21 protein-coding genes are annotated in these 20,380 nt (G+C 68.3%); 13 read left to right on the top strand and 8 right to left on the bottom strand.

The genetic code is table 11. From position 1 onward, the window contains the following. Positions 1 to 58: 58 nt before the first annotated feature. The gene (locus FIV43_RS03790) at positions 59 to 955 is read left to right on the top strand and encodes a class I SAM-dependent methyltransferase (RefSeq protein WP_141013055.1); all 897 of its coding nucleotides are present in this window, start codon (positions 59 to 61) and stop codon (positions 953 to 955) included. Here FIV43_RS03790 and FIV43_RS03785 read toward each other — a convergent pair. From FIV43_RS03785 to FIV43_RS03775, 3 genes are read right to left on the bottom strand one after another with little or no spacing between them, the layout of a single operon-like run. After that, positions 907 to 3,246: a DUF262 domain-containing protein gene (locus tag FIV43_RS03785; RefSeq protein ID WP_141013054.1), complete on the bottom strand. Its 2,340-nt coding sequence runs from the start codon at positions 3,244 to 3,246 to the stop codon at positions 907 to 909. The two genes, FIV43_RS03790 and FIV43_RS03785, sit on opposite strands and share 49 nt — an antisense overlap. Next, on the bottom strand, positions 3,243 to 4,118 hold the full coding sequence (locus FIV43_RS03780; RefSeq protein WP_141013053.1) for an HNH endonuclease family protein: 876 nt from the start codon (positions 4,116 to 4,118) through the stop codon (positions 3,243 to 3,245). The genes FIV43_RS03785 and FIV43_RS03780 overlap by 4 nt, the downstream gene beginning before the upstream one ends. Continuing rightward, entirely contained in the window at positions 4,094 to 5,008 is a 915-nt protein-coding gene (locus tag FIV43_RS03775) for a DUF262 domain-containing protein (protein ID WP_141013052.1), read from the bottom strand. The genes FIV43_RS03780 and FIV43_RS03775 overlap by 25 nt, the downstream gene beginning before the upstream one ends. Positions 5,009 to 5,178: 170 nt before the next feature. Between FIV43_RS03775 and FIV43_RS03770 the strand changes: the two genes are divergently transcribed. The 8 genes from FIV43_RS03770 (at position 5,179) to FIV43_RS03735 (ending at position 10,097) form a co-directional block, all read left to right on the top strand. Further along, the gene (locus FIV43_RS03770) at positions 5,179 to 5,610 is read left to right on the top strand and encodes a single-stranded DNA-binding protein (RefSeq protein ID WP_141013051.1); all 432 of its coding nucleotides are present in this window, start codon (positions 5,179 to 5,181) and stop codon (positions 5,608 to 5,610) included. 13 nt (positions 5,611 to 5,623) lie between these two features. Beyond that, complete coding sequence (locus tag FIV43_RS03765) at positions 5,624 to 6,205, top strand: hypothetical protein (protein ID WP_141013050.1); 582 nt, start codon at positions 5,624 to 5,626, stop codon at positions 6,203 to 6,205. A 123-nt stretch (positions 6,206 to 6,328) separates the two neighbouring features. Beyond that, on the top strand, positions 6,329 to 6,625 hold the full coding sequence (locus FIV43_RS03760) for a hypothetical protein (protein ID WP_141013049.1): 297 nt from the start codon (positions 6,329 to 6,331) through the stop codon (positions 6,623 to 6,625). Next, positions 6,625 to 7,944: a hypothetical protein gene (locus tag FIV43_RS03755; RefSeq protein ID WP_141013048.1), complete on the top strand. Its 1,320-nt coding sequence runs from the start codon at positions 6,625 to 6,627 to the stop codon at positions 7,942 to 7,944. The genes FIV43_RS03760 and FIV43_RS03755 overlap by 1 nt, the downstream gene beginning before the upstream one ends. 52 nt (positions 7,945 to 7,996) lie before the next feature. Continuing rightward, on the top strand, positions 7,997 to 8,185 hold the full coding sequence (locus FIV43_RS03750; RefSeq protein ID WP_141013047.1) for a helix-turn-helix transcriptional regulator: 189 nt from the start codon (positions 7,997 to 7,999) through the stop codon (positions 8,183 to 8,185). A gap of 130 nt (positions 8,186 to 8,315) precedes the next feature. Continuing rightward, a complete protein-coding gene (locus tag FIV43_RS03745; protein WP_231123671.1) occupies positions 8,316 to 9,335 on the top strand; it encodes a tyrosine-type recombinase/integrase in 1,020 nt (339 codons plus the stop codon). A gap of 154 nt (positions 9,336 to 9,489) precedes the next feature. Beyond that, positions 9,490 to 9,771 (top strand): type II toxin-antitoxin system RelE/ParE family toxin, encoded by a 282-nt coding sequence (locus tag FIV43_RS03740; protein WP_141013045.1) that lies wholly within the window; start codon positions 9,490 to 9,492, stop codon positions 9,769 to 9,771. 20 nt (positions 9,772 to 9,791) lie between these two features. Beyond that, positions 9,792 to 10,097 (top strand): HigA family addiction module antitoxin, encoded by a 306-nt coding sequence (locus tag FIV43_RS03735; protein WP_141013044.1) that lies wholly within the window; start codon positions 9,792 to 9,794, stop codon positions 10,095 to 10,097. Between the two features lie 229 nt (positions 10,098 to 10,326). Here FIV43_RS03735 and FIV43_RS03730 read toward each other — a convergent pair whose 3' ends face one another. Continuing rightward, positions 10,327 to 12,747 (bottom strand): PEP/pyruvate-binding domain-containing protein, encoded by a 2,421-nt coding sequence (locus FIV43_RS03730; RefSeq protein WP_141013043.1) that lies wholly within the window; start codon positions 12,745 to 12,747, stop codon positions 10,327 to 10,329. A 195-nt stretch (positions 12,748 to 12,942) separates the two neighbouring features. On the opposite strand from FIV43_RS03730, the gene FIV43_RS03725 reads away from it, so the two are divergent. Continuing rightward, complete coding sequence (locus FIV43_RS03725; protein WP_141013042.1) at positions 12,943 to 13,680, top strand: DsbA family protein; 738 nt, start codon at positions 12,943 to 12,945, stop codon at positions 13,678 to 13,680. Between the two features lie 22 nt (positions 13,681 to 13,702). Beyond that, on the top strand, positions 13,703 to 14,173 hold the full coding sequence (locus FIV43_RS03720; RefSeq protein ID WP_141013041.1) for an SRPBCC family protein: 471 nt from the start codon (positions 13,703 to 13,705) through the stop codon (positions 14,171 to 14,173). Here FIV43_RS03720 and FIV43_RS03715 read toward each other — a convergent pair. Then, entirely contained in the window at positions 14,151 to 15,620 is a 1,470-nt protein-coding gene (locus tag FIV43_RS03715; RefSeq protein WP_231123670.1) for a dihydrolipoyl dehydrogenase family protein, read from the bottom strand. The genes FIV43_RS03720 and FIV43_RS03715 overlap by 23 nt on opposite strands. Before the next feature lie 48 nt (positions 15,621 to 15,668). On the opposite strand from FIV43_RS03715, the gene FIV43_RS03710 reads away from it, so the two are divergent. Together FIV43_RS03710 and FIV43_RS03705 are read left to right on the top strand one after the other, a co-directional pair. Beyond that, the gene (locus FIV43_RS03710; protein WP_141015723.1) at positions 15,669 to 16,283 is read left to right on the top strand and encodes a class I SAM-dependent methyltransferase; all 615 of its coding nucleotides are present in this window, start codon (positions 15,669 to 15,671) and stop codon (positions 16,281 to 16,283) included. After that, the gene (locus tag FIV43_RS03705) at positions 16,280 to 17,005 is read left to right on the top strand and encodes a prenyltransferase (RefSeq protein ID WP_196780967.1); all 726 of its coding nucleotides are present in this window, start codon (positions 16,280 to 16,282) and stop codon (positions 17,003 to 17,005) included. The genes FIV43_RS03710 and FIV43_RS03705 overlap by 4 nt, the downstream gene beginning before the upstream one ends. Before the next feature lie 208 nt (positions 17,006 to 17,213). Here FIV43_RS03705 and FIV43_RS03700 read toward each other — a convergent pair whose 3' ends face one another. The 3 genes from FIV43_RS03700 to FIV43_RS03690 all read right to left on the bottom strand — a co-directional run bounded on the left by FIV43_RS03700 (position 17,214) and on the right by FIV43_RS03690 (position 20,353). Continuing rightward, positions 17,214 to 18,656, bottom strand: a complete 1,443-nt coding sequence (locus FIV43_RS03700; protein WP_141013040.1) for a phytoene desaturase family protein — start codon at positions 18,654 to 18,656, stop codon at positions 17,214 to 17,216. Between the two features lie 100 nt (positions 18,657 to 18,756). Beyond that, positions 18,757 to 19,593: an SDR family NAD(P)-dependent oxidoreductase gene (locus tag FIV43_RS03695; RefSeq protein WP_141013039.1), complete on the bottom strand. Its 837-nt coding sequence runs from the start codon at positions 19,591 to 19,593 to the stop codon at positions 18,757 to 18,759. Between the two features lie 85 nt (positions 19,594 to 19,678). Then, positions 19,679 to 20,353, bottom strand: a complete 675-nt coding sequence (locus FIV43_RS03690; RefSeq protein WP_196780966.1) for an SDR family oxidoreductase — start codon at positions 20,351 to 20,353, stop codon at positions 19,679 to 19,681. Positions 20,354 to 20,380: the final 27 nt, after the last annotated feature.

Genomic DNA, 20,380 nt, shown 5'->3' with positions numbered 1-20,380 from the left:
GGAGGTGCCGTGCATGCTGACTCCCTGAGACCGCACGCACGTCACTAGGGGAAGACACATGACGGAGGGCCGGATCACCGAGCATGACCTCGAGTGGTGGCTGGAGTTCGCAGCCACGCGCGAGTGGACGTTTGCCAGAACCTACGCGGAGACGGCGCCGCATCACTACGTCGTCGAGGGACGCACCCCCGGCGTGACCCATCAGGACATGGTTCGAGCTGCACGCGTGATCCACACGTTCGGCCAACCGGGCAAGTACTACTCGATGACGAAGATCTATCTGGTCAGCCCGAACGGGAAGTACCGCTGGTGGACCGAGGACAACCACTTCACCGACACCACACTGGTCAACCGTGCGACCACCGAGTTTTCCTACGGCATCCAAAACGCCCCGTCCACTTCAAGCGGAGAATGGACGGCCTTCGACGAAGTAGCCACGACCTGGGACGTCGACCACCCGGCGCGCGAAGGCGAAGTCGAGTTCCGAGGAGCAATGCTCGCCACGGCGCGGGGCAGCTACCCGCCTCACGTCCTCGACCTCGGCTGCGGTACTGGCCGGGTGCTGGACCTCGGGCTTGTGACCCCGGATCGATATGCCGGAGTCGACTCCAGCCAGGCCATGCTCAACATGCTGGTACGCAAGCACCCGAGGGTCGCCGCAATCTACCCAATGAGCGTGATCCACGCCTTAGACTCCGGGCGATTCACCGACGGGCAGTTCGACTGGGTGTTCATCGACTCGACTGTGCGACTCACCGACACCCAGCGAACGCAGGTCGATCGGATTGCACGGCTGGCCGTCATAGACGTTCGTGACCAAGCGTGGGATCTCAGGGATGTCCGCAGGGCGACGTCCGAGCGCTTGATCGCAGTGAGTAGTCAGATGCGGGCGGCGTCCAGTGAGCCTCAGAGCCCGGCCGTCGCCAAGGCGCTCACGACTTGCACACAGAGCTGAATCCGGTCCTCGGCGTCTACTTGACGACCATCGATCGGCTTCTGACGAATGCGAACTCGAAGATGCTGGTCGAGGTCAAGGTCGAACGCGCCCTCCTGAGTTAGGGCTTTCCGGGCTTGCTCCACTGCTTCGCCGTCTCCATCGTCCGGGACGAGTTGGTAGCCATCCTCCTCGCAGCGGATTTCAAGGCGAGACTTCTTGAGCGTGAGCCCTCGCTCGTATCCGCGGTACCAACTTGGCTCCTCCGCGACGTCGGTGAGCCGCCCCTCAACCCACGACGCGCGCAGCAGTGCATCACTGAAGTAGGCGATGTAGCTGCTGCCGTGGAGTATCCGGAGGTGACGGTAGCCAAAGCCTCCCCTGGCCCGGTCGTACGTCCCGTTGTAGTAGCCGTCCCCTTTGGAGCTCCGTGCGCCGGCGTAGCGCACGAGGTAGTAGCGCCAGTCATAGAAGCTCCGGGACTCGCGATCCGCGAGCCACTGCAACCGGATCGCGTCCAATGCTTCCCTCACACTGGGTGCGCTCGCCGTTGTGAGCCGTTCAGCGACGTCGTCCAGGAGTGAAGCGAGGGGCCGTCCGACGTTTTCGAGGCTGCTTCGGGAGCCAGTTGTCAGCAGGTCCGTCCACGAATCGTCCTTCTGGGAGCTTCCGAGTTGGCGGCGCTGACCCTCCCAACCGACGTCGCGAGAGTAGTCACCCTTGGTGAGCAGAGCAGCGCCGAAGATGTCACGGAGCTCACCTCGACTGACCTCGGCGAAGGCATTGGCGCGCGCCCGGATCGCCGCGGCATCGAGGTCGAACACCATGATGCGGCCGCGGACCAGCGGGTCGTCCTCGAGCCGGTGAACGGCGTCCTTGAGCCCCGGGTGGTCCTCTAGGAACGCCCACTTGAGTGCCTCGTCGGAAACCCAGTCACCGCGGAAGCCTTCGAGGTCGTCGAGAGACCCGCCGAGAACGAGCTTCTCGGTGGAGGCTACGTAGCTCGACATGTACCGGTCGCGGTCGAGGAAGGCTGCAGTCAAATTCCGCAGCGACCGCAGCCGTTGAGCCACTTCATCTGACGTGACTGAATCGCCAGCCTGCCGGCTGAGCAGTACCCCGAACAGGAGCAGGGTCTCTTGGACTGAGAAATCGGTCCCGTAGCCGGAGATGCACGCACCGAACAGGTCGGGAGTTGCCGAGAAGAGTGGGATCGGACCACGACCGGTGCCGCCTGCTCTGAACAGAGCGCCAAGTTCTGTGCCCGGGTCTGTGTCGACCCAGGTATCGAACGCGTGGAAGAAGAAGTCACGGTTCCGCGCTGCATGCTCGTTCCCCGCATCGGCGAAGGCAAGTCGTGCGCGCTCCTCGATCGGCCAGAGACGATTCGCTGACTTGTCGTGCCACTTCCGATCCGGTGCGCCGTCACGCCATTCGCTGATCTCGATGATGAAGGTCAAGTACCGCTCGAACTCGTCGTCGGTCTTGAAGTCCCCGTCAGACCGCTTCTCGTACTCCCAGAGAGTGTCTGCCCAGGAGCCGTCCATGCTGTCAACCAGGTGTCGGTGTCGGTCTGGATCCACTGCTTTGATGATGCTCTCGAAGTCAGCCTTGAAGACCTCGAACGTGGTCAGCGGCTTGCCGCGCGAGTTCATCTTTATGTACAGGTCCTCGCCGTGGTCCAAGTCGACGACCGGGAGAAACAGGAACCAGATCGCGCTGTCCCTTTCCTCGTCGGGACGTGCGGCGAGTCGATCCCACACGTCGGTGAAGTCGATCGAGTCATGGTCGAGCCGGTCGTGGATCGCGTCGAGCATGACCAGCATCGAGGAGATGGTCGGGTCCTGCCGCCACGGGAACACGTACCACGGTTGATCGGTGATCCAGTCCAGCGGAGATGCTGGCCCGCCTGGGTAGGCGTTCTCGGCGAGAGTTCGTGTGAAGTCGCGCGCGGTCGGTCGGGTCGCGTAGGAAAAGCACAGCCATCGCGCCGCCGGGTCGAGCGTGCCTGCACGAGAAGCGACATACCAATGGAGCAGGAAGAGCGTGGTGAGGCGCTGCTGGCCGTCGAGGGGTTGCAAAACACCGTGCTGGATATCCCCGTAGACGAAGTCGAGGCCAAGGTTGCTGTCCGTTGTGGCCGCCTGGACGATCTTGTCCAGGAAGCGGTCGCGGAGGGCCGTCGTCTCCTCGTCGTCACGACCCTGGGCGAAGTCGCGCTGGATGACTGGGATCTCGATCTCCCTGATCGGCGGACGGTCCCCCGCCGGCTCGTCGAACAGTCCGAGGAACGTTGTCCGATAGCCCTTCACGCTTGAGCCCCCACGGCGAGAGTGTCATCACGAAGCAGGAATGGCTTCACCTTGTCGATCAACTTGGCGTAGTAGGCGTCCTGGTCCTGTGGCCCCCAGAGCGAGAGTTGTTGGTCGGCGCTGGCTGTGTAGTACTTCAGGAACACGTTGCGGGTGCACGGCAGGAGGTAGGCCCCGGCCTCATCGAGGGCGATGACTTGTTCGCGCTTCAGCGCGAAGACCGCATTGTTCAGCTTGCTGTTGAGGTCTCGTTGGAGGAGCGCGAGATTGCCCAGGCCGTGCAGATCACCGTCGGCAAGGTCAGCGCCGGGGGCACTGAACAAGCTGAGAACGCTGCGGAAGATTTCTTCGAACCCCGCGTCGTCCGTCTTCCCTTCGGCGAGTTCCAGGTGGGCGTTAATCCGCTCCAGCAGCCCGTCGACTGCAGACTTCTTGCCCGCGCCCCAGTCAGTCTCCTGGATCTTCTTCCGGTGAGCCCGGAGCCAGTCACGACGCTCGGTCTCCTTGCCGAACGCTTCTGGGTTCTGGGCATGGATGTGCTCCAGTGACCAAGTGTCGACGTAGGCGTGGAACGAGAACCGGCTGCCCTTGTCCTTGCTGGTTAGCACCGTCTCCACGTTCATGAGGAGCAGAACGTTGGTGCACTTGGCATTGTCCTTGCCGTACCGGAGGTTAGAGATGTCGTCGCTCGTGAGGTTGAGTCGCTGCTGCGTGCGACGGATGAGGTCCCTACGGAAGGACGAATGGGACCGGGTACAAGCAGCATCGATGAGGTCCTGGATCGAGTCGCCGACTTGGACGAGGTAGCCGATTCGGTGATAGAGGTCCCGGTCGCGAAACCAGCCGGTCAGAAGTCCGTGACGCTCAACCACGTCGCGCCAAAACTCGGCTGCCCCCTCGTCGCGATGTCCTCCTGAACCTTCCCGAAGGTCCAGTACCGCGGCCGCTCTCGCATCCCGGCGTGGGGAGTCATGCTCTCGAAGAGGAAGTCGATATGCGTCGGTTTGCGGGTCGTCGAGCGGGTCAGGAAGGCCCAGAACTCCTCGTCACGGAGGTCCCGTTCGAACGCATCCCACTGCGCGGCGATCTCCTGTTGGCGACCCATCTTGCCGTCGGCCGCGCCGCTGTGGGAGAGGACCAGTGCCTTGATGAGCTCGGAGTCCGTCAGCGGAATTCGGTCACGGTTAAGGCGCGTGAAGAGCTCGTTGGGATCTGTACCCTCGGGCGCTTCGTACCAGATCACCCGCACCCACTTCGAGAGCGCTGAGTGGAGGTCGATGGCCGCCTGGCCCGCACTTTGCTGTTCGCCGAACCACTCAACAATCGCTTCGTAGGCCCGGGCGATGTGGTGGAAGTCGATGTTGTCGTCGCGGCGATCGGGATCGAGCGTGTCCAGGTAGTCCCGGCTGTCTTCCCGGGTCTCATAGGTGAGCCAGTAGTCCAACTTGGCGTCGGAGAACTTCGTCGCAACGTACTTGGTGATCAGGAACAGGGTAGTCAGGCGCTGCTGGCCATCGACCAGCTCCCAAGTTCCGTCGGCCCGCTTGAGAACGACGATGGGTTGCAGGTAGTAGTCCGTGGGCAGTGCCCGGCGCTTCTCGGCGTTGCGCGCGTGAGCCTTGATGTCGTCAAGGAGCTGGCGCACCTCAGCTCGACCCCACCGGTAGCCGCGTTGGTAGGCGGCCACGAAGAACTCGCCCGCTACAAACGGCTCGTCTTCCTCGCCCCTCATGACAAGACGAGGCTCCAGAGTCGCCTCCATCCGAACCCGTCCTCTCGCCGTGGGCCATCCGTCAACCAGCTACGAAACCAACGGTAGTAGGCAGCTCCGCCATCCGGCGGCAACTCGAGGCGCCGCTCCCAACCGAACAAGCACACCTGACTCCTGGGAGCGGTTGCCATCCGGGCGCCGCCCGAGGTCAGGAGTCAGCGATGACGATTCCCACTCAGATGAGCCTGCAGGGGTTCGTTGCGACCGCGCCGGAGCTCACCTTCACCGGCAAGGGGCACGCGAGGTTCTACTGTCGGGTCGGCATCGAGCAGCACCGCAAGGAGGTCGACGGTTCGTTCACCAGGCTCGACCCGGTCTACTGCGACCTGGTGCTGTTCGACCGTGCGGCCGAACGGGCCTACCCGCGGTTCAAGCCGGGTGACCAGGTCGTCGCCTCGGGCTACGTCCATGAGTACGAGCAGGAGCGTCCAGGCGGGCCGAGCGAGATCCGCGAGCAGTTCGTCGCCCGCCGTATCGGCCATGACTGTGCCCGCACCCGCTACGTCGTGGATCGCACGCCGTCCAGGCAGCCCGAGCCACCGACGAACGAGTTGACTGTGGTCAACGAGCCAGCACCCGCCGTCGGCATCTGACCGCGACCTCGTCATGACGACCCGTGTCGACGCCAGCCACAACGCGCAGCTGGACGACAGCGTGGACAGCGTCGAGTCGGAGCACGGCGATCCCGACGACCGCTTCGGGTCCGCCGACTTCGACGACGACCGGCCGTTGCGCCCGATCAACTGGAACCTGCTGACAGCTGACGAGGCGATGGCCGAGTGGACCGACCTCGACGCCTGGGTCGACTGGCTGCGGTTGAGCTACGGGCTGCCGCCCACGGTGGTGCCGCCGTACTGGCATCGCCACGACGAGCTGGTCTGGGAACTATCGGCCCTGCACACGCATTGGCTCAACGCCTACGACTCCGAGGGGACGCCGTCGGGTCCGATCGGGTGGCATCGCGACTTCGCCGAGGCCCGCAATCGGCTGCGTGAATGGGTCTCCACCGCGGGATGCCGACTCGACCGGGACCGGCCCACGAGGCAGACGACCTGGCCCGGCGAAGCCCCACGGGACAGCGGTGGCGAGGTCGAGATTCTCGACCGCTACGCCGACTTCCTCCTCTTCGTCCATGAGGACGTCGCCGCCCGGCGACGCATCGAGGAACAAGTCCGCGCGGCCTCCTAGCGGTGCACAGCACCGACAACTCCCGCGTTGTCCACAGCCGCCGCAACGCGACACCCGCGTCCCCGGCCTCGCGATTCACGGTGAAACGCACGCCGCCGACCACGCGACCCGAAAGGAACCTCCATGCTCCTCGCCCACGCGGTCACCCTCGGCCAGGCCCGCTCCTACGTTGCCGCGCTGGCCGACGCTGCCCTCACCCCCGACGCGTCGATCGAGTACGACCGCGTGTTGCTCCAGATCGACTTCGTCCACGGCGACTACATCCCCGGCATCAGCCCGGTCCCGGTCACCGACCGCGACGTGCTCTTCGAGGTCGCCGAGTCAGCCATCGAAGACCTCAGCCGGCACGGCATCGACTCCCTGACTGTCGAGCTCGTCCTCGACATGCTGTGGGCCGCCCGAGAGCTGGATGCGCCCTGATGTACGGCGAGACCAGTGGCATGCTCCGCGACGCCCTCGGTGAGTTGCTGCGTCAGCACCGCATCCAGCAGCGCATCGGCGGCGCCGGCATCCACACCGTCCCGGTGACGACCACGGTCGAGGAACGCGAGGTGATCGGCCGGCAGGTCGCCCGCTACCGGTACGGCGTACTCGTGTGGTGCCACCAAGCCATGCAGGCTGCCAACCCACGCATCGGTCTCGACGGAAGCACCGGCCGCGCCCGCGGCCCGGCCGAGGAGCTGCGCTACCGCCTTGAACGCAACCTCCGCGACAGTGATGTGGACCTACCCACCCTCGACGAGCTGGTCACACCGCAACCATTCGACTTGGTCGAATCCTGGCGCCAGGCAGCCCGCGCCTGCGCGCTCGGCGAGCACGACTTCGCCCACGGAGTCGGCTACGGCCGACTCTCCGAGGCCCAATGCCTGACGGTCATCAAGGACGCCGCCGACGTCGTGCGCGGGCTGGTCAGCCTCGACCGGCGCTACGCCAACATCCCCGACTGGCAATCGCTGACAGAGCCCGGTCGACTCGGACGCGCGGCGGCCACCTGTGCAACCTGGGCCGGATACGGCGAACCCGACTACACCGTCGACCGACGCGGCTGGCGGCCAGCGCCCGCACTCATCGAGGGCCCGGGCCTGCCTGGCATCACCGGAGTCCTCCAAGCCCAGCACAACCTGCTCATCCACCTCAGCCACTTCCCCACCGCCCAGAACCTGCGCCTCGTCCTCGACTCCCAACGCAACATCTCCCGGGAAGCTGCTCGACGACTCGCAATGATCGACCCTGTTCTCGCCGAACGATGGCAGCAGCGCGGGGAGACCTACGGCCGTCTCGTCCGAGGGGCACGTGACCTCGGCGGCGTGTTCGGCATCGGTGGAGCCGCCGCCGGACAGGGAGCGGTCGCAGTCACGCGCATGGCCAAGCTCGATGACGCCGGTCTCTCCGACGCCCATCAGGTTCGCCGGCTCCAACGCGTCAGCGCGGGCATCGACGAGCGAGTCTGCAACCTCGTGGAGTACGGCGCCGCCCATCGTCTCTACTTCCACCGCGTCAACCTCCCCCGCCTGGACCTCGACGCCGGCGAGCTCGTCCACCCGAGCCGTCAGGAGTTCGTCCCCATCACCGCGGCGGTGCAGGGCGAGCTCCTGGCGATCGTGCGCAGCGACCTGCGGCCCACACCTATCCAACGCAAGCCGCCGAAAGGTGCCGCAAGAAACCGCCTCGACTTCGAGGCCGCGCTGCACCACCGGCCACCACCGCGAGGAGCGAGCCCGGATGTCCCGTCGATCTGAACCCGCCGCCACCCGCCACCACGCACCCGGCGATCTCAACCAAGGAGGCACCATGGAGAAGCTCTTGTCGGTCGAGGACGTGGCCGACTTCCTCGGCGTTCCCGTCAACACGCTCTACCAGTGGCGTCACAAGGGCACTGGTCCGACCGCGTTCCGCGTCGGCCGCTTCCTGCGCTACGACCCGGCGGAGGTGCGCGCCTGGCTCACCACCAACGCAGAGGTGACTCATGGCGCACGTTGAACGGCGCGAACGCCGCACCGCGGACGGCACCCTCCTGAAGACCTACCGCGTCCGTTGGCGCGGCCCGGACGGCAAGGAGCGGAACAAGACCTTCCAGAAGAAGGTCGAGGCGGACCGGTTCTGCGCCGTCGTGTCCGCGGACCTGGTCAAGGGCCAATACGTCGATCCCGACGCGGGCAAGATCCCCTTCGAGACCTACGCTCGCAAGTGGATCGACGCGCAGACCTTCGAGGAGACCACCCGCGAAGCGGTCGGGCTGCGGCTGCGGCTGCACGCCTTCCCGATTCTGGGTGACCGCTACTTGTCCGAGATCCAACCCTCGACCATCCAGAGCTGGTTGCGCACGCTCGCTGACCTCGCGCCGACCTACCGCAAGGTGGTGTTCGCCAACGTGTCCACCGTCTTCACCGCAGCGGTCGACGACGAGCTCATCCCGAAGAACCCATGCAAGGCCCCGTCGGTACGCAAGCCACGATCCGACCCGAGGAAGCTTGTCCCCTGGACGAGCAAGCGGGTCTTGGCGGTACGTGACGCGTTGCCAGACCGCTATCAGATCGTGGTGTGGCTCGGCGCCGGCCTCGGGTTGCGGCAGGGCGAGATCTTCGGCCTCTCCCCCGACGACATCGACTTCGACGCCAGCGAGGTGCACGTCCGACGTCAGGTCAAGCTCTTCTCCAGCAACCGCCAGGTCTTCGGTCTGCCCAAGGGCCGCAAGACCCGCAAGGTGCCACTGCCTGACGCGGTCGCCGATGCAATCACCGCCTACATGACAGCGCATCCGCCCGTTGAGGTGACTCGGCCGTGGATGACGCTCGACGGGAAGCCGACGACAGTCTCGCTGCTGCTGACGACTCGGGAGAAGGGAGCGATGAATCGCAACTACTTCAACACCTATCTGTGGCGTCCTGCGTTGGAGCGAGCTGGTGTCCCCGATCTGCGGGAGAACGGATGCCACGCGCTGCGCCACTTCTTCGCCAGCACGGCGCTACATGAGGGCGAGACCATCAAGGCGGTCAGCGAGTATCTCGGTCACGCCGACCCGGGCTTCACCCTGCGGACCTACACGCATCTGATGGAGGGCAGCTCGGAGCGCACCAGGCGTGCGATCGACACCGCCTTCCTCGGCGAGGACGAGGAAGGCGACGAATGAGCTGCGCTCGACAACGGTCTTGCCCGAGATTGGAGACAACCGTTGTCGCGTTCCGGCCGGCGTTGACGGCCTCGGGCCACTTCCAGAGGCAATCTGACGGTCCGATCCAATACTTACGCTTGTCGTTAGTATCGCGGCACGTTAGGGTTGTGTCGTGATCCGGTCCTTCAAGAACACGGACACCGAGAAGGTCTGGAACCGCGAACATGTCCGAGCCTTTGGACCCGAGCTCCAACGGGCCGCGCAGAAGAAGCTCCGGCTCCTCAACGCGGCCTCTGAACTAAACAGCCTGCGGGTGCCTCCCGGCAACCGTCTGGAGAAGCTGGTCGGCGACCGTGCCGGTCAGCACTCCATCCGCATCAACGATCAATACCGAATCTGCTTCGTCTGGACCGACAACGGCGCAGACGACGTCGAGATCACCGACTACCACTGACCAATGAGAGGAGACCGATCATGACGGCGACGTCGAAGGCACACGACCCGATCACCCCGGGCGAGGTCCTGCTGACCGAGTTCCTGGAGCCGCTGGGCATCAGCCAGTACCGCCTCGCCCAGGCCACCGGTCTCCCCCAGACCCGGATCAGTCAGATCGTGCGGGGCCAGCGCGCCATCACCACCGACACCGCACTGCGCCTGTCCAAGGCACTCGGCGTCGACGACCGGTTCTGGATCAACATCCAGACCGACTACGACCTGGAGGTCGAGCGCGACCTGCACGCCGACGACCTGGCCAAAGTCACCGCCCTGGTCGCGATCTGAACTCGGCCACGTGCGGCCCCACGGAGGCCCCAGCGGCAGCTGAACCCGCGTTTGCGCAGGTCAGCACGGGTGCGTAGATCACTACTACGACATCTGAGTCGTGAACTGATCGGATTAGTCACATTCGATCGCCGATGGCCCCGGGACTCCCCCGGGGCCATCGTCATGTCGCAGGCGACCTCACTCGCGGCCCACTTGCAGACCGGAGGCCTCGACTCCCATCCCCCGACTAGGCGTCCACGGCTGCGTTCAGCAACGTCACGCTGCCGGAGTCGCCGTCGAGCCTGACCCTGTCGCCCGTCTTCAGGAAGACGGTGGCCTGACGAGCATTGACGACACACGGGAGCCCGTACTCGCGGGCGATGACGGCCCCGTGGGAGACCGAACTGCCCAAGTCCGTCACCAAGCCACCGATCAGGCTGAAGTAGGGGGTCCAGCCGATGTCGGTGATCGGTGTCACCAGGATCTCGCCGGGAGCCAGCTCGGCGGCCTCCGTCAACGTGTGGGCGACGCGCACGACACCCTCGACGACGCCCCGAGAAGCCGGCCGGCCGTGGAGAACTCCGTCGGCCACCTCCAGGACCTGGGGCTCCAGCGGCTGGGGAAGCCCGACGGAGATCTCGGGGAACTCCAGACGCTGCTGATATTCCAGGGCGATGCGCCGTGCCAGTGCCTGCTCGACGGCAGCCGGCGCCGGTTGACCCTTGCAGGCACGGAGCTCCCCGACGGTGAAGAAGTACACCAGGTCGGCGTCGGGGAGGATTCCTTCGCTGGCGAGCTGCTCACCCAGGTGCCGGAAGGCGATCTGGAATCGGTGGGCGACGTCGACGAGGAGCGACTTGGTGTGCTCGCGGCGCCGAATGGCGTTGTGGGCCTTGGGGAGGACCCAGCGCAGGCCCCGGCTCAGCGATGCCGTGTCGACGACCTCGGTCCTGATGTCACGGCGTCCCCCGGTGAGCAGTCGCGCGTGCACGGCGGCCTGCATGCTCTGCACCAACGGCGTCGGGTCGTCGCCCCACGATGGGTCCCGCACGCACAGCTCCCGGTAGCCACGGTGTCCATGACGGTGCAGGAACTGATCGAGGCCGGCCGCCAAGGACTCCTCGGTTCGCAACCAACCCAGCGCCTGCTCGGGGGTTCGACCGACGAAGGCGGCGTGAGCATCGGGGTGGGCGGCGACGAGGTTGATCAGCTCGTCGAGCTCCTCGAGCATCACGGCGCTCTCCACACCGCTGGCGCCGGCCAGGAGCCGAACCGCCTCCGCCTGCTCAGCGACGGTGCTGGCGTTGGCCGACCCCGAGACCATGTTCTCCACGATGGCGCTGTAGAAGCCCGAGAGAGCCGAGGACTGGATGTGGACAGCCATGCTCCGGTCGAAGAACGTCAGCTTTCCTGCGAGGTCGCGCCACGTCGTCGCCGCGTCCGGGCCTGGCTGGAGGACGAACGAGGCCACCTCCTTGTCGAACCCCTCGACAACGCTGGGCGCCTTGAAGCAGTAGCGCAGCAGCTTGCCGGTGTTGAACAGCCGGCGAGGAAACGGCATCGGGGTGGGGTCCTCGAGCTCTGGCACCACGCGGCCGCAGATGGTCTGGGCGGTCTGGTCGGCGTCCGAGCCGAGCGTCCCGGCGGCCATCGTCAGGTTGCCGGTCAGGTTGAGGAACAGGTGGCCGTACGCCGAGGCCGTGACCTGCCAGACCGGGTCGATCTCCTGTCGGGCTCCGACACTGACCTGCATGTGCTGCAGTCCGTAGTCGATTCCCCACCCGGTGAACGACATCGTCAGTGGGCACACCGCGCCCGGCATCATCTCGCTGACGTTGCTGATGGTCAGGACGTCATCACGCCCCGGCAGCACGGAGTCGAACTCGTTGAGATCGGCCGGCAGAGTGGTGATGGGACGCGCCTGCAGCCAGTACAGGGCACCGGAGCGATCGATGGCCCACTCCAGGTCGAGAGGGTGGCCCTCGTGGGCGGCGGCCCTGCGGGCCTGCTCCGCGATCTGGGCGATCTGGGTGTCGCTGAGCACCGCCGCGTCGCCGACGAGGTCCCGGCGCACGACCACTCCGTCGAGCCCTACGGAGTACGAGTCCGGGGTGGCCTCGCCACTCACGAGAGCTTCGCCGAGCCCGGCCACCGCGTCGATCACCAGCAGGTCGCGGCGAGCACTCACCGGGTCGGCCGTGAAGACCACGCCCGCCGCCAGCGCGTCCACCATCCGCTGTACAACGACGTTCATCCGCGCCCCGGCGGCTCCGAGAACGTCGACCTGGTAGCTCCGGGCACGCTCGGTCGACGCCGACGCCACGCACAGGTCGATCGCCCGACGAAGCTCGTCCGCCCCTGAGACGTTCAGCACCGTCTCGTACTGCCCGGCGAAGGAGGCCTCGGCACCGTCCTCGCCTTGTGCAGACGAGCGGACAGCCACTGCGTGAGCACCCAACGCCCGGTGGCGGTCGTCGAGATCAGCCGGATAGTCGCCGACGCCGGCGTCACGAATCACGAAGGCCGGCGGGACCGGCAGGCCCATCGCGACGAGACGCGCCAGCCCGAAGGCCTTGCCGCCGACCGATGCATCCTCGATCTCCTCCAGGTCGAGAGCCACCGCGCCCGCAGACTCGTTCGACCGTGCTGCTGTGCGTTCCGCAGTCATCGTCACCCCTCCGGTCCACCACCGACTCGACGTCGGATTCGCGAACGCTACCGCTTGCGGCGTGGGTGCGACCGTGGAATGTCAGCCGGGGAGCGACCAGCGCTCCGACGAGAAGCGCGCAAGCGGCGGGTCGGACCAGCGGCAGACCCGCGGGTACGGCCGATCGACACTGGACCTGCGACCTACGGTGGTCGCATGGATGCCGACATCAACGTCTACTTCGACCCGGTCTGCCCGTTCTGCTGGATGACGAGCAAGTGGGTGAGGATGGTGCAGGACCAGCGCGACCTCACCGTCGACTGGCGGTTCATCTCCCTCCGCCAGGTCAACAGTGAGGTCGACTACGACACGCAGTTCCCACCCGAGTACGAGGCCGGCCACACGGCCGGGCTACGACTCCTCCGCGTGGCCGCTCGGGCCCGCGCCGAGCACGGACGTCAGGCCATGGACCCCCTGCACCACGCGTTCGGCACCGCCATCTTCGACACCCCGCCCGACCCGGACGGCCCGGGCAGCGAGCAGGCCCTGCGCGAGCGACGAGGCACCCGCGAGTTCGTGGAGCCGATCCTGGCCCACGCCGGACTGCCGCTCGAACTGGCCGACGCCCTCGACGACGAGAGCTGGGACGCCGAGATCCGCCGAGAGACCGACGAGGCGCTGTCTCTGACGGGCAAGGATGTCGGCACACCGATCATCCACTTCGAGCCGCCCGAGGGAGTCGCCTTCTTCGGCCCGGTGATCAGTCGGCTCCCCTCGCCGGAGCAGGCTGCAGAGCTCTGGGACCACGTCACCGGACTCGCCCGCTTCCCCGGCTTCGCCGAGCTCAAGCGCAGCCTCCGTGAGCTCCCCCAGCTCGCCGCGCTCGGCGTGGACACCGACACGATCGGGCAGCAGGAGGACTGGCACGGCGGTAGCCGCCGTCAGAAGAGGTGACCGATCTGGAAGGGTGGCGGCCATGACCGACATCCGCAGCCACCAGGAGTCCATCACCGTCCAGGCGACCCCCGAGGACCTCTACGCCCTGGTCTCCGACATCACCCGCACCGGTGAGTGGAGCCCGGTGTGCACGGCGTGCTGGTGGGACGACGACGCCGAGGCTGGGCACGTCGGGGCCTGGTTCACCGGGCACAACGAGCTCCCCGGGCGCACCTGGGAGACCCGCTCGGAGGTCGTCACCGCCGAACCCGGACGGGAGTTCGCCTGGAAGGTCGGCGGCCGGCTGGTCCGATGGGGCTTCACGCTCGACCCGGCCGAGGCGGGCATGACGACCCTCACCGAGAGCTGGGAGTTCCTCCCCGACGGCATCGCGTTCTTCGAGGAGAAGTTCGGCGACGACGCTCCTGCGCAGATCGCCGACCGCACCCAGCAAGCCCTGGACGGCATCCCGCGCACGCTCGCCGCGATCAAGCGGATCGCCGAGTCGTGACCGACCCCCGGTCCAGCCACCGGCGGCGCAGCCCGACCGCGACACCGATGGCGCGTTGCGTGGTCGGTCCGGCGAGCCGGCGTCGTACCTCGTCGATGACGGCGTTCCAGGGTCCGTCGTTGTAGGTGGGGTACGCATGAGGGGTCGTCGCCATCCGCAGCACCGAGGTGCGCTGGCGCACCGCGGTCCCCAGCTCGCCGAGCGTCTCCCCCGCTCGGGGCCCGACCACGGTGGCGCCGGCGAGGCGGCCCCGCCGATCGACCACGAGCCGGGTGACCCCGGTGTCATCTCCCTCAGCGACCGCACGGTCGAGCTCGGTGTGCTGCCATTCGAGGAGGCGGTGACGGGGTCCGCAACTGCCCGTGGGTACGCCGACCGCGGCGAGCTCCGGCTGGGTGAAGGTGACGCGGGGGTTGAGGTCATCGATGCGGCGCCGCAGCCCGAGTAGTGCGTTCGTCGAGGCCAGGCCGGCGTGCAGGCCCGCCACATGGCTGAACCGGGGGAACCCCGTGACGTCGCCGGCCGCCCAGACCGTGGGGTTGGAGGTGCGCAGCGACCGGTCCACGACGGGCGATCCGTCCCGATCGGTGCGGACCCCCAACGCGTCCAGACCGAGGCCGTGGGTGCGCGGGGTGCGCCCGGCGGCGACGAAGACCCGGTCGAAGTCGATCTCGCGACCGTCGTCGAGCACCAGGACACCGCTCCCGGGCGCCTGGCCCGTCGTCGCCCGTACCGCCACTGCCGAGTGGCCGGTCAGGACCAGCACGCCGTCGTCCTCGAGCGCGCGCTGGACCAAGACGGCGGCTGCCGGGTCCTCTCGCGCCAGGAGACGTGGTCCAGTCTCGACGAGCGTGACCGTGCTTCCGAGGCGCGCCATCGCCTGGCCGATCTCGCATCCGGTGCTACCCGCCCCGATCACTGCCAGTCGCCCAGGCAGCGCATGCAGGTCCCACAAGGTCTCGTTGGTCAGCGGCTCCACGTCCGCCAGACCGGGCATTCGCGGCAGCAAGGGCTCCGACCCGGTGGCGATCAGGGCCTGCCGGAAGCGGACCTCGACACCGTCGACGTCGGCGGTCCCGGGCCCGGTGAAGCGCAGGGTGCCGGCCAGCACCCGGACCCCCGCCTGCTCGAGCGCCTCCGGGGAGTCCACGGGGGCGATCCGGGTGACCGATCGCCGCACGTGCGCCATGACGGCGCCGAAGTCGACGCTCACCTCGCCGACGGAGACGCCGTAGGTGCCGGCGCGTCGAGCCTGGGCGGCCTGACCTGCGGCGGCGATCAGCGCCTTGGACGGAACACATCCGGTCCACAGGCACTCGCCCCCGGTACGGTCCTGCTCGACGAGCAGCACGTCCGCGCCCAGTCCGGCAGCGGTCTGTGCGCCGACCAGGCCGGCTGCTCCCCCGCCGACGACGAGCAGATCCCACACCGGTGGACGCCGGTTCACGATCCCGCCCTTCCCAGGTGTCGGCGAGGATGGCGGCTGGAGGTGACGATGGAACGGTACGGCGGCCTCGTGGCGCGCGGGTACGACCTGCTCTCAGGGGAGCCGCTGTACGGCGTGGGCCGACGGCTGGCCGTGACCGCGCTCGGGCTCCGCCCGGGCGAGCGGGTCCTCGACATCGGCTGCGGCACCGGGCTGAACCTGCCGTTGCTGGCCGACGCGGTGGGCCCCGACGGGGCCGTGGTCGGCCTCGACCGCAGCGGCGCGATGCTCGCGGCTGCGCGGACCAAGATGTCCGGGCGACCGTCAGTGCACCTGGTGGAGGGGGACGCCGCGGACCCGGCGACGGTGGTGACCGCCGCGGAGAACGGGAGCTTCGACGCTGTCATCTGCACCTACACACTCTCGCTCATGCCCGATGTGAAGGCAGCCTGGGACGCCATCGGCGATGTCCTGCGCCCTGGGGCGCGCGTCGCCGTCGTCGACATGGCACGTCCCACCGGCCGCTGGGCGTGGGCCTCGCCCGTGGCCCGGCTGGCCTGCAGGCTCGGTGGCGCCGACATCGACGCCCACCCCTGGGAGACGGTCGAGCGCGACCTCACCTCGGTCCGGTCCTGGAGCCGTTTCGGTGGGCACGTGCAGGTGCGGGTGGGTGTCCGGCGATGAGCTCCTCAGCGTCGTCGATGCGGTCGCCGGCAGCGCTGCGCGCGGCGATCCGACTCAGCCGTCCCGACCAGGTGCTCCTCATCCTCGTCGTCTACGCCGTCGGCTGCGCTGCCGGCGCCCACCTCTCGGGCGAGGTGCCCGCAACCGGGGATGCGCTGCTGGTCGGACTGACCCTCGGGTTCGTGGCCGTGAGCGTCCATGCGGCCAATGAGTACGCCGACGTCGAGACCGACGCCCTGACCGTCCGCACCCGGTTCTCCGGAGGCAGCGGCGCGCTGCTGGATCACGGACTGCCGGCCGCGCTCGCCGCACGCGTCGCCCAGATCTCCGGCGTTGCGGCCATCGCCACACTCGGCGCCGGATGGCTGTCGGGGCGGATCCCCGGCACCGTCGCCGCGCTGCTCGTCCTCTGTCTTGTCGCCGGCTGGGCCTACTCGGTCGGACCCTGGCCGTTCTCGAGGCACGGGTGGGGCGAGGTGGTCAACGCACTGCTCGGTGGCCTGCTCCTGCCGACGATCGGCGCCCTGATGGCGGCGGCATCGCTCGCCGCAGCGCTCCTGGCGTTCCTGCCCTTCACCCTCCTGGTCTTCGTCAACCTGCTGGAGACCCAGTGGGCAGATCGCACTGCGGACCGCGCCGCCGGCAAGCACACGCTCGCCTCGCGCCTGTCCCCCGTGCGCTTCGACTGCTCGGCGGCGCCACGGCGACCGCCGCGTACCTGATCGCCCTGCTCAGCCAACCTCCGCAGGTCGCCCTCGCCGGGCTGGTCGCGGCCCCCGTCTCGGCGTACGGCGTAGCGAGGCTCGGGCGCGCGGCGCCCGGCCCCTCGGTCATCGCGATGATCGTCTTCCTGCTGGCCCAAGGCGCTGCCTGGCTGGTCTGACCAGCTCCCGTGGCGTGGGTCGGGCGATCCGGCGCTGTCGCCCGTGGTCACTGCGACCAGGAGCTGCGGAGGGCACGCAGCGCCGCGGTCGCGGCATGGAAGCCGGCCATGCCGTGCACGCCGCCGCCGGGCGGTGTGGCCGAGGAGCACAGGTAGACGCCCTCCACGCCGGTGGCATAGGGATCGGGCCAGGTCCGGGGACGGCGGAGGATCTGCCGCGCGTCGTTGGCACCGGCACCGATGTCCCCGCCGACGTAGTTGGCGTTGTAGGCCGCCCACCCGGGTGCGGTCGTGCTGTTGACTCCGACGATCCGCTCCCGGAAGCCGGGCGCGAATCGCTCGATCTGCGCGGTGATCTGCTCGATCGCGTCGCCGGGATAGCCGTGCGGCACGTGGGCGTAGGCATAGATCGGGTTGATGCCTGCGGCCGAGCGGGACGGGTCGACCAGGTACTGCTGGCCGATCAACACGAACGGCCGCTCGGGCATCTCGCCACGTACGGTGGCGGCCTCGGCGCGGACGATCTCGGCGGCCGATCCACCCAGGTGCAGGGTGCCGGCGCGGCGGCACTCCGCGTTGGTCCACGGGATGCCGCCCTCGATCGCGAAGTCGACCTTCGCCGCGGCCGGTCCGTAGCGGTAGCGGTGGTAGGCGTGCCGCACCCTGCGGGGCAACCGGTCCCCCAGGATCGATGCCGCCGCGCCGGGGGTGGTGTCGAGCATGACCAGGTCGGGCTGTCCCCCGACGAGCTCGCCCAGCTGGTCGTAGGGGTCGATCCGCACGCCGCTCACCACCTCGCCGCCGGCCTCGTGGAGCACCGCGAGCAGCGCCCGGGTGATCGACTCGGTGCCGCCCTCGGCCACGGGCCAGCCGACCGCATGGGCGGCGCCGGCGAGCAGGAGGCCCACCGAGCTGGACAGCGGGCCGGTGAGGGACCCGAACTTGTGGGCGGCGACCCCGGTGAACAGTGCCTTGGCGGGCTCGTCGGCGAAGCGTCGTACTGACCAGGTGGCCGGTTGCAGTGCCTCCATCCCGAAGCGGCCCAGGGTGATCGGGTGGCGTGGCAGGTGCGTCACCGGCTGGAGGACCTCGGTGATCAGGTCGTCGAAGTTCCGCACGATCGGTGAGAAGAGCCGCCGCCACCGCTCCCCGTCGACACCGAGGCTCGCCGCGGTGACCGCGAGCTCCCGCGCGGCCAGGCCGGCTCGGCCGTCGTCGAGCGGATGGGCGAGGTCGATCTCGGGCCACAGCCACCTCAGGCCGTGCTTCTCCAGCTCGAGCGAGGTGAGGTACGGCGACGCGACCCCGGTCGGATGGAAGGCCGCGCAGACGTCGTGGAGGACGCCGGGCACGGTCAGCTCGGCGGTCCGGGTGCCGCCGCCGGGGCGCTCGTACGCCTCGACCACGGTCACGTCGAGGCCGGCTCGGGCCAGACGGATCGCGGCGCAGAGACCGTTGGGCCCGCTGCCCACCACGACGGCACTGGTCACGACACGACGGTAGTCGCGCACGTCCCTGGTGCGACGCCGGTCCCCTCACGGCGCGGCGCCGCCCTTCGCTGAAGGGCGACGCCGCGTGGCGGTGCAGGTCTCAGCCGAGCGCCGGCAGCTCGGGCGCTGCCTTCTCGGTGAGCATCGCGGAGCGACGGGTCACGAACTCGTCGAACTGCTCCTCGTGGGGCAGCAGCCAGAAGTCGCCGGCGAGAATCCCGTCGAACACGGTCTTGGCCACCGAGGCAGGTGTCAGCCCTTCGCTGGACAGTGATCCGAGCAACCAGTTCCGCATCCCCTCGGGCCCCGCGGGCTCATCGCCCCCGTCGATCGACGCGTCCGCGAAGATGTGGGTGTCGACGGATCCGGGGAGCAGCGCCGACACCTGGATCTGCGGGTACCGGGCCTGGCACTCCAGGCTCAGGCACTCCGTCAGCGCGAGAGTGGCGTGCTTGGAGGCATGGTAGGCAGCGTTCATCGGCCCACTCGTCACTGACGCGACCGAGCCCGTGTTGACCACGTAGGACCTCTGCGCCGCCGCGCCCATCCGCGGTACGAAAGCGCGGATGCCGTGGAAGACGCCATCGGTGTTGATCCGCATCATCCGCGACCAGGACTCCGGGGTCAGGTCCCACACGTAGCCGAGGGTCTCGATCCCCGCGTTGTTGACCAGCAGGCCGACCTCGCCGAACTCGGCGTACGCGGCCTCCGCGAGCGCCTCGACGGCCGCCGCGTCGGTCACGTCGGTGACGACACCGATCGCCCGGGCGCCGGCTCCCCGGCACTCCTCCACCGCTTCGGCCAGGCGGGAGGGTTCGATGTCGGCCAGCACCACGTTCATGCCCACCTGGGCCGCGTGCAGCGCGATCCCTCGCCCGATCCCGCTGCCCGCGCCGGTGACGACGGCCGTGCGTCCGGCGAGCTCCTCCACAGTCATCCTGTCCCTCCTCGTTCTCGCTGCGCGGGGCGCTCTGCCTCGCGCGACACTGCTCGCCCGGCGACTCGTCTCGCCGGGAGCGACCTCATCCCAGGAGCGCCTGGGCGAACTCGGGACCGAGCAGCGCGACCGGAGCGATGCCCGCGGTCCAGGCACCGTCGACGGCGATCTCCGCGCCCGTGGTGTAGGTCGCCTCGTCGCTGACCAGGTAGGTGATCGCGCCGCTGACCTCCTCGGCCCGGGCGACTCGTCCGATCGGCGCCGGCGGGTAGTTGCCCTCGCCCTCGACCAGGCCCGCACTGTCGGCGCTCATCGGCGTGAACACCATGCCCGGGTGAACCGAGTTGACCCGGACCTTGTGCTTGGCCAGCTCGAGCGCCGCGACGCGGGTGATGCCGCGCATCCCCCACTTCGAGGCGGCGTACCCCGACGTGAGCGGGATGCCCATCAGCCCGCCGGAGGAGGAGACGTTCACGATCGAACCGCCGCCCTGCGCCTTCATCGTGGGGATCACGGCCTGCATCCCGTGGAACGGGCCGGTCAGGTTCACGGCGAGCACGCGCTCGAAGTCCGCCGCGGAATCGGTGCCCACCGGCTGGGCGTTCATGCCGGCGTTGTTGACCAGGCCGTCGATCCGCCCGTGGGCCCCGAGCACCGTGTTCACCACCTCGTCCCAGCTCTCCCGGACGGCGGCGTCGTGGGGGTGGTAGGTCGCACGGTCCGAGCCCAGCTCGGAGAGCGCCTTCTCGCCCCTCTCCACGTCCCGACCGGTGATCGCGACGGTGGC

Origin of the sequence: Nocardioides sambongensis, assembly GCF_006494815.1 — a bacterium.
Taxonomy (GTDB): domain Bacteria; phylum Actinomycetota; class Actinomycetes; order Propionibacteriales; family Nocardioidaceae; genus Nocardioides; species Nocardioides sambongensis.
This window is presented reverse-complemented; position numbering and strand designations above follow the sequence as displayed.

Excerpts from the sequence above, each read along its gene's own strand:
- FIV43_RS03790 (WP_141013055.1), top strand. The coding sequence starts at position 59 with ATGACGGAGGGCCGGATCACCGAGCATGACCTCGAGTGGTGGCTGGAG.
- FIV43_RS03775 (WP_141013052.1), bottom strand. The coding sequence starts at position 5,008 with ATGGAGGCGACTCTGGAGCCTCGTCTTGTCATGAGGGGCGAGGAAGAC.
- FIV43_RS03770 (WP_141013051.1), top strand. The coding sequence starts at position 5,179 with ATGACGATTCCCACTCAGATGAGCCTGCAGGGGTTCGTTGCGACCGCG.
- FIV43_RS03765 (WP_141013050.1), top strand. The coding sequence starts at position 5,624 with ATGACGACCCGTGTCGACGCCAGCCACAACGCGCAGCTGGACGACAGC.
- FIV43_RS03760 (WP_141013049.1), top strand. The coding sequence starts at position 6,329 with ATGCTCCTCGCCCACGCGGTCACCCTCGGCCAGGCCCGCTCCTACGTT.
- FIV43_RS03755 (WP_141013048.1), top strand. The coding sequence starts at position 6,625 with ATGTACGGCGAGACCAGTGGCATGCTCCGCGACGCCCTCGGTGAGTTG.
- FIV43_RS03750 (WP_141013047.1), top strand. The coding sequence starts at position 7,997 with ATGGAGAAGCTCTTGTCGGTCGAGGACGTGGCCGACTTCCTCGGCGTT.
- FIV43_RS03735 (WP_141013044.1), top strand. The coding sequence starts at position 9,792 with ATGACGGCGACGTCGAAGGCACACGACCCGATCACCCCGGGCGAGGTC.
- FIV43_RS03730 (WP_141013043.1), bottom strand. The coding sequence starts at position 12,747 with ATGACTGCGGAACGCACAGCAGCACGGTCGAACGAGTCTGCGGGCGCG.
- FIV43_RS03725 (WP_141013042.1), top strand. The coding sequence starts at position 12,943 with ATGGATGCCGACATCAACGTCTACTTCGACCCGGTCTGCCCGTTCTGC.
- FIV43_RS03720 (WP_141013041.1), top strand. The coding sequence starts at position 13,703 with ATGACCGACATCCGCAGCCACCAGGAGTCCATCACCGTCCAGGCGACC.
- FIV43_RS03710 (WP_141015723.1), top strand. The coding sequence starts at position 15,669 with ATGGAACGGTACGGCGGCCTCGTGGCGCGCGGGTACGACCTGCTCTCA.
- FIV43_RS03705 (WP_196780967.1), top strand. The coding sequence starts at position 16,280 with ATGAGCTCCTCAGCGTCGTCGATGCGGTCGCCGGCAGCGCTGCGCGCG.
- FIV43_RS03695 (WP_141013039.1), bottom strand. The coding sequence starts at position 19,593 with ATGACTGTGGAGGAGCTCGCCGGACGCACGGCCGTCGTCACCGGCGCG.